This is a genomic window from Caballeronia sp. M23-90, from assembly GCF_053574605.1.
On sequence record NZ_JBSIPA010000165.1, the window covers coordinates 1 to 12,531 of the forward strand.

Annotated in this window: 13 protein-coding genes and 1 pseudogene; 5 read left to right on the forward strand and 9 right to left on the reverse strand. The window is 60.0% G+C overall.

The window, feature by feature from the left end:
* Both ACRXB1_RS17380 and ACRXB1_RS17385 read right to left on the reverse strand, forming a co-directional pair.
* Positions 1 to 881 (reverse strand): MFS transporter (locus ACRXB1_RS17380; RefSeq protein WP_449492672.1); only part of this gene is annotated, 881 nt, incomplete at its 3' end.
* Between the two features lie 29 nt (positions 882 to 910).
* Positions 911 to 1,795, reverse strand: a complete 885-nt coding sequence (locus ACRXB1_RS17385) for a polysaccharide deacetylase family protein (protein WP_062001952.1) — start codon at positions 1,793 to 1,795, stop codon at positions 911 to 913.
* Between the two features lie 319 nt (positions 1,796 to 2,114).
* On the opposite strand from ACRXB1_RS17385, the gene ACRXB1_RS17390 reads away from it, so the two are divergent.
* The 4 genes from ACRXB1_RS17390 (at position 2,115) to ACRXB1_RS17405 (ending at position 5,349) form a co-directional block, all read left to right on the forward strand.
* Positions 2,115 to 3,155, forward strand: coding sequence for a helix-turn-helix domain-containing protein (locus ACRXB1_RS17390; protein WP_449492673.1), 1,041 nt, complete (start codon positions 2,115 to 2,117; stop codon positions 3,153 to 3,155).
* Between the two features lie 148 nt (positions 3,156 to 3,303).
* Positions 3,304 to 3,894 (forward strand): tetratricopeptide repeat protein, encoded by a 591-nt coding sequence (locus ACRXB1_RS17395; protein WP_449492674.1) that lies wholly within the window; start codon positions 3,304 to 3,306, stop codon positions 3,892 to 3,894.
* Positions 3,895 to 4,058: 164 nt separating this feature from the next.
* Positions 4,059 to 4,805, forward strand: a complete 747-nt coding sequence (locus tag ACRXB1_RS17400; RefSeq protein ID WP_372237037.1) for a hypothetical protein — start codon at positions 4,059 to 4,061, stop codon at positions 4,803 to 4,805.
* Between the two features lie 55 nt (positions 4,806 to 4,860).
* Complete coding sequence (locus tag ACRXB1_RS17405; protein ID WP_449492675.1) at positions 4,861 to 5,349, forward strand: hypothetical protein; 489 nt, start codon at positions 4,861 to 4,863, stop codon at positions 5,347 to 5,349.
* A 58-nt stretch (positions 5,350 to 5,407) separates the two neighbouring features.
* Here the strand turns inward: ACRXB1_RS17405 and ACRXB1_RS17410 are convergent, their stop codons facing one another.
* The gene (locus ACRXB1_RS17410) at positions 5,408 to 5,725 is read right to left on the reverse strand and encodes an ArsR/SmtB family transcription factor (RefSeq protein ID WP_062001957.1); all 318 of its coding nucleotides are present in this window, start codon (positions 5,723 to 5,725) and stop codon (positions 5,408 to 5,410) included.
* A gap of 87 nt (positions 5,726 to 5,812) precedes the next feature.
* Between ACRXB1_RS17410 and ACRXB1_RS17415 the strand changes: the two genes are divergently transcribed.
* Positions 5,813 to 6,910, forward strand: coding sequence for an NADH:flavin oxidoreductase/NADH oxidase (locus ACRXB1_RS17415; protein WP_449492676.1), 1,098 nt, complete (start codon positions 5,813 to 5,815; stop codon positions 6,908 to 6,910).
* Between the two features lie 46 nt (positions 6,911 to 6,956).
* Here ACRXB1_RS17415 and ACRXB1_RS17420 read toward each other — a convergent pair whose 3' ends face one another.
* The 6 genes and pseudogenes from ACRXB1_RS17420 to ACRXB1_RS17445 form a co-directional block, all read right to left on the reverse strand.
* Complete coding sequence (locus ACRXB1_RS17420; protein WP_075357623.1) at positions 6,957 to 7,319, reverse strand: hypothetical protein; 363 nt, start codon at positions 7,317 to 7,319, stop codon at positions 6,957 to 6,959.
* A 198-nt stretch (positions 7,320 to 7,517) separates the two neighbouring features.
* Complete coding sequence (locus ACRXB1_RS17425; RefSeq protein WP_449492677.1) at positions 7,518 to 8,516, reverse strand: GntR family transcriptional regulator; 999 nt, start codon at positions 8,514 to 8,516, stop codon at positions 7,518 to 7,520.
* Positions 8,517 to 8,598: 82 nt separating this feature from the next.
* A complete protein-coding gene (locus ACRXB1_RS17430) occupies positions 8,599 to 9,597 on the reverse strand; it encodes an alpha/beta fold hydrolase (RefSeq protein WP_449492678.1) in 999 nt (332 codons plus the stop codon).
* Between the two features lie 2 nt (positions 9,598 to 9,599).
* Positions 9,600 to 10,697, reverse strand: a complete 1,098-nt coding sequence (locus tag ACRXB1_RS17435; RefSeq protein ID WP_449492679.1) for a Zn-dependent alcohol dehydrogenase — start codon at positions 10,695 to 10,697, stop codon at positions 9,600 to 9,602.
* A gap of 12 nt (positions 10,698 to 10,709) precedes the next feature.
* A complete protein-coding gene (locus ACRXB1_RS17440; RefSeq protein ID WP_174363548.1) occupies positions 10,710 to 11,534 on the reverse strand; it encodes a phytanoyl-CoA dioxygenase family protein in 825 nt (274 codons plus the stop codon).
* 29 nt (positions 11,535 to 11,563) lie between these two features.
* Positions 11,564 to 12,520: pseudogene (locus ACRXB1_RS17445) on the reverse strand (alpha-hydroxy acid oxidase); the annotation flags it as partial.
* Positions 12,521 to 12,531 lie beyond the last annotated feature (11 nt).

A 12,531-nucleotide genomic window follows, 5' to 3' on the forward strand; every position in this document is an offset into this window, starting at 1 on the left:
ACTGCCATGGTCGCCAAGATCAAACCAGAGCCGGCATGCCGTTCAACCAGAAGCGGGACTAAATGAAAGGTCAAGGCTGCGAACGCGGCGTAGTACGCAGTGAAGCACACGCTCAAGCCCCAAAACGCTTCACGCAGCCCGGCGCGGCTGTGCTGCTCGTAGTCCACGCTATGTTCGCCGGCGAGCGCTCGTGCGCCGTGGTCATCGCCTGATTCGCGCAAAGTCTTGATGCGCTTGTGCAGCAGGAACTGCGGGCTCTCCTTGAGGCGGCGCGTCATGAAGAAGATCACGATGGCAGGAAACGTCGCGAAGATGAAGCAGCCCTGCCAGCCGATGCGCGGCAACAGCACGGCCGTCAGTCCCGACGCAATCAGTGCGCCGATCGGCCAGCCGCCTTGCACGAGGCTATAAATAAAGCCCTTGTTGCGGTTCAGGCGCGGATCGTTGGCGGCCGAATACAGCTCGTTGAGGTAAGTCGCGTTCACGGTTTCCTCGGCGTAGCCCAGGCCCGATAGCGAGCGGATCAGCACGAGCGGCCATTGTCCGAGCGCTCCGCCGACAACCGTCAGGCCAGAACACAGGGCCGCGCCCGCCACCGTCCAGAGCAGTCCCGCCTTACGCCCGGCACGGTCGAGCACCGGTCCGATCGCAAACGCGATCACTGCCGTGCCGATGGCAACCAGCGTCGCGATCTCGGCTTGCATCGCGGCATCCCAGCCATAGTGCTTGCCGATCTCCGGCAACAGCGTGCCAAACAAGATGAAGTCGTAGACAGCGAACACCCAGGCGAAAAACGCGACGATGGTGGCGCGTTTGACATCGACCGGCAGGATCTTTTCCAGCTTGAATCCGGACGCAGCGAGCGGATTTTCTTTCATCATGGCTCTCTTCGAAGAGTGGGTGCAGCGGATTATTTGCCGCGCGGGAAGCGGGCCAGGAAGTCGTCGGCGATTTCGTCGCAGGTGCAGAACCGCACCCCTTCGTGACCACGGAAGTATTCGATCAGCCGCTCGAGCATCAGGAGCACTTGCGGGCGGCCGGAAACGTCGGGGTGAATCGTGATCGGGAACACGGCATAGTCGTCATGCTCGCGATACACCCAGTCGAACTGATCACGCCACATCTGCTCGATGTCACGCGGGTTCACGAAGCCGTGGCTGTTGGGCGACTTCTTGATGAACATCATTGGCGGCAGGTCATCGAGATACCAGTTCGCCGGAATCTCGACCAGATCGGTTTCCTGACCGCGTACGAGCGGCTTCATCCACGCGCTCGGATGCTTGCTGTAGTCGATCTTGGTCCACGTATCGCCCACGCGCACGTAGTACGGGTGGAAGTCGTTGTGCATCAGGCTGTGGTCGTACTTGATGCCCTTCTTGACCAGCAACTCGTTCGATACCGGGCTGAACTCCCACCACGGCGCCACGTATCCGGTCGGGCGACGGCCGGACAACTGCGTCACCAGTTCAATGCTGCGATCGAGCACGGCCTCTTCCTGTTCCGGTGTCATCGCGATCGGGTTCTCGTGGCTATAGCCGTGAATGCCGATCTCGTGTCCGGCGTCCGCGACGGCTTTCATCTGCTCCGGGAATGTTTCGATGGAATGACCTGGAATGAACCACGTTGTCCTGATCTTTTCGCGCTCGAAGAGCTTGAGCAGGCGCATCGATCCGACTTCGCCCGCGAACAGGCCCCGGGAAATATCGTCGGGTGAATCCTCGCCGCTGTATGAACCGAGCCATCCGGCAACAGCGTCCACGTCAATACCAAATGCCACCAGGATTTCCTTGGCCATCGTCTTGCTCCTTCGTTTAAATGGGGTGCGGTGTAACGCAAGTGCTATGGCGGTGACGACGGGCGACAGCGCATCGCCCGGGGCTAAATGTACGTCGTCAACAACATTCATTTTTATTAGATGAGCACAAAAACACGCCGGATAGAGGGGGTTTACCCTTGTCTGCTTTTGATCGCCAACGTTCCGCGCTCAACGAAAGCTGCGCGGTCTGCACAGACACTGTAGGAAACGGATAATGCGTCTCATAATGGCTTATTCAGATTCGTTCACATGGTATTCATCACTTCCCTTCGTGCAGGCATGACTTCGGAGTTCAAATTTGAATCCTTATCTCTTCCATTTCTCGACAGACGCCTATTCCGAGGACCAGCGGTTCGACGTATGGCGGGACGAAGTCAATGCGATATTCGACGTAGGCATCGAAAAACCGGCTTCCCAGCGCTTTAACTACAATTTGTCGACCGGTTACGTCGGTTCGCTGTTAATGGGATGCGGCACGTGGGCAGGTGAGGATGATCCGGTTGCGTATAGCGTCAAACGTCCGTCGCAAATGATTCGACGGGATGGACTGGATCACTTCTACCTTTGTCTCGGCATTACACATTCATTGTCGGGATATGCCGCCCGGGCGACGATCAATGCAGAGCCGTCGAAGATTTATATCCTCGATCTCGCGCGGGAACTCGATTCGGAGATCATTGCCGGCGACACGATCATATTGACGATCGCACGCGATCTTCTTGATCCGCGCATCAAGTCGGCGAACCTGCACGGAACCGTATTGGAAGGCGCGCTCAGCACGCTGCTCGGCGATCACATGCATGCGCTGCGCAGGCAATTGCCCAACCTGGCGCCAGCGGAAATGCCTTATGTGGAACAAGCGACACTCGCCATGGTTTCGGCCGCCCTAGCGCCCTGTATCGCAACTTTGGCGGACGCGGAAAACGAGATCAATCAAACTGTCTTTAACCGGGTGCGCCGGTTTATCGACGCAAGCCTAAAATCGGCCGATCTCACACCCTCATTGATTTGCCGCGATGTCGGCATTTCCCGCGCACAGCTTTATCGGTTGTTTAGTCGTGAATCGGGCGTTGTTTCGTACATTCAACAACGTCGGCTCAACAAAATCCGCCAGATACTCGAAAGCCCGGCTGGTGCGGGTTATCGGATTTCCACCCTGGCTTTCGAATATGGCTTTAAAAGTGAATCGCACTTCAGCCGGACATTTCGCCAGGCATTCGGCTATTCGCCCCGTGAGGCGCGCGACCGGGGATCTTCGTTTGAGAAATCAGCTTCTAGTCCCACCGATACAGCCCAATACGCTGGCTCATTAAAAGAGGTACTCGGAAAGCTTGATTGATTCGCCGCTTTTGAGACGCTCAGGCAGGTTTTGGAGACTGTGAGGCAATTTGGATCGCCGCCTCGCTGTTACCATTTTCTCGCCTTATTCGTCAGGCTTATTCGTCAGGCTAAAGTGTTTCAATAAACAAAGCGCATCGGGGATCAAGATGAAGTCTCGCTGGCTGGCGCTGTGCGCCGCCCTGGCGCTGGCAGCCTGCGCCCAAAATCCGTCACACAGCAATCAAGTCCGGATTTGCGACGACCAGGGTTGCAGCAACCGCTCAAAAAATCAGGTGTCGTTCGAGGCATCAGGAAACGGCAATGACGCGGACACCGATGGCCGCATCACGGCGCTTAAGTCGGCGGCGCAAAAAGAGCCTCGCGCGGCCTACGACCTGGGGCTCCGGTATTTCCGCGGCGACGGTGTGCGTCAGGATAGTTATCAAGCGCTCGTGTGGATGCGAAAGGCCGCTGAAGGCGGCGATCTCGAAGCGCAAAAAGCGCTGGGAAATTTCTATTTGTTCGGCCTCGAAGAGATGGGATCAGATCCCCGCGAGGCCGAGAAATGGCTGCTGATTGCATCGGGGCGAGGCGATGCTGAGTCGCGCAAACTTCTTGAGCAAGCGAGAGCTGCAAAGAAGTCAGAGGAGACCTACTACAAATGGCAAACCGAATGGCGAGCAGTCTATTACGGCTATTGGTCTTCGGGCTATCCGTACTACGGTCGCTGGCAGCAGCGTAGCTGGTACGGATACTAAGCATTCCTTTTTAGACGGCTGGTTGCGGCTTCTCGCGAAGCCGGGCGAGTCGCATGCCGATCACTCACAACGCAGCTAATAACATGACTCTCAGTTCAGAATTTCCCGGCGTGAAGAAAGTACTTGCGGTCCTCCTGACGGTATCGCTAAGCGCTTGCGGCGGCATGGTATCCACGGGCGGTCAGAGCGCGGGTGTCTCGGGCGCAGCGGGTGGCGCGACGAGCGCCGGCGCCGATGAAACGCTTGAACGTTGCACTGCGCCCCTCGGCACGATCGCGGTCGATGACGGCCGCAACGCCGACTGGTTCGGCGCGTTCGGCAGCGCCACGCAAGTGACGTCGATCGACCCGTTGCTGCGGCTCGCGGTACAGCAGTCGAACTGCTTTGTGATCACATCTATCGGCAACCAGAAATCCGATGCGCGCATTTCACGCATCACGTCGCTGCAGCGCAACTCGGGGGAATATCGGGCGGGGTCGAAACAGCAGAAAGGACAGCGGGTTGCGGCCGATTACTACATGGAACCGCAGATCGTCATCAACGACTCGGCCATTGGCGGCGTCACCGGCGTGCTCGGTGGCCTGGTCGGGAACGCTGCGATTGCCAGGCTGGCCGGCGGCATGCAGAGCCGGGCGTCCGTTGTGACCCTGACGCTGTTCGACGTACGCTCGGCGGTCCAGATTTCGGCCGCCGAAGGTAACGCGACGGCGACCAACTATGGCGCGGCGTTGTCGGGACTGGGCGGCGGCGCTGCGGGCGGTCTGGGCGGCTTTTCGAAGACGCCGGAAGGCAAGGCGACGGTGGCGGCGTTTATCGATGCCTACAACAAGATGGTCGTCGCCCTGCGCAGCTACAAGGCGCAGGACGTTCAAGGTGGCCTGGGCCGCGGTGGTCAATTGAAGGTCAACTGAAGTTCAACTGATTGCCGGAGACGGCCGTGCCGGCATGCCTGAGAGGAGCGTTGTGATGAAAAGCCGTATCAAACGGTTGTTGAAGCTTGCGAGCGTCATTGTGTTCCCTGCAGTGGCGCTCGCAACCTCCCTTCCCGCCCGCGCACTCACGCCCGCGGATCAGAACGAGGTTCAAAGCTTCACGCTCACTGACGACTTCCTCAAGCGCTTCGAAGCAGCCGCCGCTGAAGGCGGCGCGCGGGCCGAAGAAAATGATCCGAAAAAGGCCACGGCGATGCTGTCGTCGATCGATGCAATGAGCGCGTCGATTGCAAAGACGCCCGCGAGCAAGGCCGCGCTCGAGAGACACGGCCTGACGCCGCGTCAGGCCGCTGTCGGCGCGATCGTCCTGATGCGCGTGCAGATGACAGACGAAATGCTCGCCGATCCAAAGCAGGCGAAATACGTCGATAAAGCCAAGATCCCCAGCGCCGCGAACATGGCGTTCTACCACGAGCACAAGGCCGAAATCGTAAAGGCATTTCAGCGTGGTAAGGATGACTGATCATATTTTCCGATACTGCGCTCCCTCGCGCAGCATGATCTGAATCTGCGCGACGCCCTTAGGCCATCTCCTCCACCAGCAAGTGTTCCAGAATGGCCTTCATCAGGCCAGGAAACCGGCTTTCCAGTTCATCGAGCCGCAACGTATTCTGGTGAACCGTGCCGGCCACCCGCGTCTGCACGAGACCCGCGTCGCGCAAGATCCTGAAGTGATGCGACATGCTCGACTTCGGGCGGCCGCCGTCCAGTTCGCCGCATGTGGCCTCGGTGACGCGCGCCAGATGCCGCACGATGTCCAGACGCACAGGGTCACTGAGAGCATTGAAAATCCGCTCGAGGGCGAAGTCCTTGGGGGCGGGATGGTTATAGTTGCGCATAAAGCAAATGGTAAAGGATTCTGCGATACTCCGGTTATTCGATTTTTATCGAACTATCGAAACAGCGCATTTTTTGGAGCCTCGCAGATGCCGACATTGTTTGAGCCGTTCAAGCTGAAAGACGTTTCCCTTCGCAACCGCATCGCCGTTCCGCCAATGTGCCAGTACATGGCCGACGACGGGCTGATCAACGACTGGCATCGCGTGCATCTGGCTGCGCTTGCGCGTGGGGGCGCCGGGCTCGTGATCGTGGAAGCGACGGCGGTGTCGCCGGAAGGCCGCATTACGCCGGGTTGCACGGGACTTTGGAACGACGAACAGGCGCAAGCCTTCGTGCCGGTGGTGGCGTCCATCAAGGCGGCAGGCGCCGTGCCCGGCATCCAGATCGGTCACGCGGGCCGCAAGGCGAGCGCCAACCGTCCGTGGGAAGGCGACGACCATATCGCGGAAAGCGATCCACGCGGCTGGGCGACCATCGCGCCGTCGGCAGTTGCGTTTGGCGGCGGCTTGTCCAAGGTGCCGAAAGCCATGACGCTCGACGATATCGCGCGCGTGCGCCAGGATTTCGTGGCCGCTGCAAAGCGCGCTCGTGATGCAGGCTTTGAGTGGCTGGAACTGCACTTCGCGCACGGCTATCTGGGCCAGAGTTTCTTCTCGACACATTCCAACCAGCGCGATGACGCTTACGGCGGCAGCCTTGAAAACCGCAGCCGCTTCCTGCTGGAAACGCTTGCCGCGGTGCGCGAAGTGTGGCCCGAGCATCTGCCGCTGACGGCGCGTTTCGGCGTGATCGAATACGACGGACGTGATGAGGAGACGCTTGCAGAGTCCATCGAACTGGCCCGCAATTTCAAGCGTGGTGGTCTCGATCTATTGAGCGTGAGCGTTGGGTTTTCCACGCCGACCGCGAACATTCCGTGGGCGCCGGCGTTCCTTGCGCCTGTTGCCGAGCGGGTACGCCGTGAAGCCCAGATTCCGGTTGCATCGGCGTGGGGAATCGATACCCCCGAACTCGCCGATGGCACCGTTCGCGACAACCAGCTCGACCTCGTGATGGTAGGCCGCGCGCATCTGGCCAATCCGCACTGGCCGTACTACGCGGCGAAGAAACTGGGGATCGAACGTGCGGCCTGGACGCTGCCGGCGCCCTACGCGCACTGGCTGGAGCGTTACGCGGTCAGCTAATAGTTCGATGCCCTCGCTGGGCCGGCGCATGACGGCCGGTCCGCGTTCAGGCAAACCGATGATCCTCCAGCGCATGGCGGCACACCTGCAACATCCGCTGAACAACGGTACTTGCCGGGTTCAGTTTCATGTCGCCGGTGAAAAGGCCCTGCACATCGGCGCGTTTCAACGCAATGCCGACGCCGATCAGATCGCGTTGTGCAATTTGCAACGCGAGCTGCCCAAGGCGAACACGGTCGAGCCACGGTAAATGGAGGCGGTTGCTCGAAAGCCATGACCGGCACGCGATCACGACATGATCCACGCGCCAGTCACTCGTGAGCGCGTACGTCGCCGCTGCCGTGGCGACGACGTAACACAGTAATTCAGCGTGCGCCTCGGGAAGGAGGCTCATATCACCTGTTTCCATACTTGCACTTTTTACAATGAACGCCGGATGGTCGTAGCAACGATCCCGTTATCCTGCCACGACAAATCGCTGGCGGAACAGTTTATCGGCTGGCGTAAGTGTTGAAATTTGGGGCGCGGTCATTGCGCACGCGACATCGCAAGAGCTTACCCATACGGGGCCGAATTTGCAGAAACAACAGCGCGGTCCGTACCAGCTTCACGAAACAATCGCGCTCAGATAAGACGGCAGTTCCGGCTGTTCAAGGCGGCTGACGAGATCGAAACGCAGCATCCAGCGGGTATCGGCTTCGTCCAGATGCTTTTGCAGTTCCTTTGCAGCGCGCGCCGGCTTGTTTGCAAGGAGCGCATCGATTATGCGCAGGTGCTCGGCAAACGCGTTGTCGATAAGCTCGCCCGGTATGCTCAAGTAAGGGTCCGCAAGATAACGTGTCGGCACGAACAGCACATGCGTGCGCGCGAGCGCCTGGACGATCTCGCGATTCGGACAATACGAAAGCAGATCGATATGCAGATCCGTTTCCGCTGTGTCCATATCCGAGCCGCCGCGCACTATTTCAGCCTCCAGCCGCTCGCGCATGATCTCCAGCTTTTCACGGCTGACAAAGGGGGCCGCGTGCATCAAAGCAGTCGGTTCGAGCAGCCGCCGCATTTCAAACAAATGCCCGATGCGCTCGGCCGTCACGCGTTCGGCAACCCAGTGGCCAATGCGATCCTTCGATAACGCGCCCACGCTGTGCATGCGCGCCATCACATCGCGTGCGACGGTACGGCTGACGTTGAAATGCTGCGCGAGGCGCTCTTCCGTGATCCGCACGGAACCAAACAACACGCGCGTGCACAGTTCCCGCTCCACAGCCGCGTACATTCGCTCCCATTGCGGCGTGCTGGTCAGTTCGAGTTTGTCGAGGGTGGCGGAGCGGCCATCGGGACAGCCCTCCGGTCCACCGGCTACGAGATAACCGCGCCCTTCGTTCTCTGTCACGAGTTTGTCGGCGCACAGCGCGGCCAAGGCCGAGCGCGCGGGCGACCGGCTGATGCTGAAAGATTTCGCCACTTGCGCTTCCAGCAGTTTTTCGCCCGGCAGGATGCGCCCGGACTCGATCATCTCTCTTAACAGAAGATAGACGCGCCGATGAATCGAAGCGCTGGCTTCGGCGGACGGCTCGGCCTCTGGTGTGACGATTAAGGAACTCATAGTGGGTCGTGACGCGCGGTCGGAAGATCAAGCGTTACTCTAGCGCATCGCTGCGCGGACGGGAGCAACACGGCACGCGTGGTTACGTCGCGAGGAAACGTCCGATCTCGCGATTGATGAATTCTGCCGATTGCGGGTCGGCGTCGGTGGCCGCCAAGTGTCCGCTCGTCGATGGCAACCGCAGGAACCTACAGTCGGGAATCACCCTCGCCGCCCATTCCGCGGCTTCAACCGGGTTGTACAGATCCAGTCCGGGTGCGCCGATCATCGTCCGCGCGTGGATGGATTGCAGCGCGCGTTCCGTATCGCCGGTGAATCCCGGAGTCGTACCCACATCGTGCGCGTCGTACGCCCAAGATTGATAGATCCAGTCCAGCGGATCGCTTTGCTGCGCGCCCCACCAGGCTGCGCGTTGGCTTATCCAGTCAGGAACGCTGGCCGCATCTGGAACGTCCCGGGCGAAACGTTCCGGCGTGCGCATCGCGAAGATATGCATGATCGCAATCCACGCTTCCATGCCGCCGTTTCCTGTTCCAAGGCATAAGCGTGCAGCGTGGTTCATCGCAGCGGCCCACGGTGCGGTCTTCGCCATCGGCGTGAGCGCGACGATATTGCGCATGAAGCGCGGATAGGAGACGCCCCATTGCAACGCCTGCATGCCGCCCATGGACGCGCCCACCACACTTTCCAAGGTACGTACGCCGAGGTGTTCGAGCAACGCCATCTGGCTTTGGACCATATCGCGGATGGTAAAGCGAGGGAACTGGCGGCCGGGTTGTGTCTGCGAGTTGGACGGAGAACTCGACAAGCCATTGCCAATTGCATCGATCACCACAACCGTGACTTGCGCGGGATCGAATGCATGCTCGCCTCCAATCAGGAAATCGAGCCGGTGATGCGTACTGCCGATCGCGCAGAGGCCGAGCACGACCGGCCGCAATGTATCGGCAAGATCGCCATGAACGACGTACGAGAGTTCCAGGTCATCGATGCACTCGCCCGATTCCAGCCCGAACGCTCCGAGCGCGCACATGTGATGCGCCGATTCGATCCATCCGGGTTGCATTGGAGGATGAGGCATGTTCAGAACTCGATGACGGAACGGATGTCGATACCACGCGCGAGCCGGTCCAGTCCCGTGTTGATATCGGCGAGTTTGATGCGGCCCGTGATGTATTCGTCGAGCAGCAAGGTTCCTTTGAAATACGCATCGACCAGCATGGGGAAATCGCGTTCGGGCACCGCGCCGCCGTAACTTGCACGCACGATGCGCTTCTCGCCCATCAACGTTCCCCAGCGCAAGGCAAGGTTTTCCTGTGCGGGCAATTTGCCGAGCCAGACCACGTTGCCGCCGACACGCACAAGTTCCAGACTCGCCTGGAACGCAGCGGGATTGCCCGCAGCCTCGAACACATAATCGGCGCCTCGGCCCGATGTCAATTCGGCAAGCGCGTTGTTGAGATGCTCGTTGGCAAGCAAGGTATGCGTTGCGCCAAATACCGTTGCGATCTTCAGCTTGCCAGGATCGCGGTCAACGGCAATGATTTTTTCCGCGCCGGCAAGCCTCGCGCCCTGTATGGCCGATAACCCGACTGACCCGCATCCGATCACGCAGACGGAACTCCCGGCTTCGACCTTGGCCACGTTCAGCACAGCGCCCACGCCCGTCATCACGCCGCATCCGATCAGGCACGCGCGGTCGAACGGCATCTCCTTCGATATCGGCACCGCGCAGTCCTCCGTCACCACGCACAACTCCGCGAAGCTTCCCGAGTACATGAGCTGATGCACGGGCTGGTCACCGAAAAAAAGGCGCGGCCGGCCATCGAAATGCCATGCCAACGGCGCCCGGTCACGATACTGCTGGCAGAGTATCGATTGCTGCCTCATGCAATAGAAGCAGCCGTTGCAATGCGGATTCCACGATGTAATCACGTGGTCACCCACCGCGAGATTCGTCACCGCCTTCCCTACCCACTGCACGACGCCCGCCGCTTCGTGGCCGGGCACGAACGGAACAGGCACGCCAAGGTCGCCGCGTACCGCTTCGAGGTCCGTGTGGCAAAGACTGGTGGCGCGCACGTTGACTACGACATCGTTGTCGGCGAGCGCACCCAGTGTCAGGCGTTCGATGCTCAACGGCCGGCCGGTCCCGGTCAATACTGCTGCGGCGAAATTCATAGGCTCGTAAGTTCAGCGACGCTGCGCCGCGCCCTTGTAGAGGATCTGCTGGTTGCGCTCGCCGATCTGTTGATGCAGCGCGACGAACTCGGGTTCGAGATCGACCGTTGGCCGTGGTTCGTGCTCGAAGGTATTGAACGTGTCGACACCACGCACGAGCGTCGCGCTGTCATCGCCTTCGAGTTGGCGGACATAAGTCGGAATGTAGCGGATCGCATAACCAATGCGGCGTTTGTCGGAAGCGTTCGGCGGCGAGCCGTGCACGATCCGGACGTGGTGCAGCGACATCTCGCCGGGCTCCAGTTCGATCGATACCGCTTGCGCCTGATCTACGTCCACCGCGACTTCCTGCCCGCGCGTCAGCAGGTTATGTTCGGAGAACGTATCGCGATGGGGAATCTGGTCGAGCAGATGCGTCCCGGGGATAACCTGCATGGCGCCGTTCGCTTTATTGCTTTCCGATAACGCCACCCAGGCTGTCACCACGTCCGGCTTCGAAAGCCCCCAGTATGTCGAATCCTGATGCCATGAGACGAAGGCTGGATCGCGCGCGTCCTTGATGAAGAAACTGCTTGCCCAGCACAGCAGGTTTTCGCCGTAGAGATCGTCGATGGCGTCGACGACCTCACGTTTCCTGACAAGGTCGTTCAGCCACGAAAACAGCAAGTGGCTCTTCACGTTCAGCGCTTTCTTGCGCAGCTTGTCGTTGCCATGCTCGAAGTCTTCCAGACGTTCGCGCAGTTCTAACGCCTGCGCCACGGACATCACGCGTACCGGCGCAACGTACCCGAATTCCTTGAAGTGCTGGACCTGCTCTGCGGTGAGTGCTTTCAACATGTATCGTCTCCGGTTATAGCTTTGAGTGCTCACGCCGCCTGGGCGGCTGCGAGGCGCTCCGTCTGTGGTTGCGCGGCGGTCGCCGGCGCATGCAAGTGGCCGCCCGATGTCAGTGCGCGGCAGTCGACCCTGCGCACGTCCGTGATACCGCACAGCGCCATGGTCAGGTCCAGTTCGCTGCGAATGATCTCGAGGCAGCGCGTCACGCCCGCTTCCCCTTGCGCGCCGAGTCCATACAGGAAAGCCCGGCCTATGTACACCGCGCTTGCGCCGCACGCGAGCGCCTTCAGCACATCCTGGCCTGAGCGGATGCCGCCATCCATGTGGACTTCCATCTCGCCGCGAACGGCATCGGCAATATGAGGCAATGCGCAAATCGTCGATAACGCTCCGTCGAGCTGACGTCCTCCATGATTCGATACCACCAGTGCGTCGGCGCCGCAGCGCGCGGCCATCAAGGCATCTTCAGGATCGAGGATGCCCTTCACGATCAGCTTGCCTTTCCACAGGCGCCGCACCCATTCGACGTCCTTCCATGTGAGGGTTGCATCGAACTGATCGGTGGCCCAGTCAGCCATGGAAGCAATACCGGTCACACCGGGCGCGTGTCCTACGATGTTGCCGAAGGTCCTCCGCGTTGTACCCAGCATGCCGGCGCACCATCGCGGACGGCTCATCATGTTCACGAGATTGCGTGGCGTAAGTTTCGGCGGCGCCGACAAACCGTTCTTGCGGTCCTTGTGACGTTGCCCCTGTATCTGCAGATCGAGCGTCAGCACGAGCGCGGAACATCCGACCTCCTCTGCACGTTTGATCAGGCTCGCGATAAACCCGCGGTCCCGCATCATGTAGAGCTGGAACCAGAACGGCTGCGTGATCGCGCCGGCAACATCTTCGATAGAGCAGATGCTCATGGTCGATAACGTGAACAGCACGCCGACGGCGAGATCCTCGCGGCGCGTGCGGCAGAGCGCTTCGGCGTGCCGTTCACGTTATA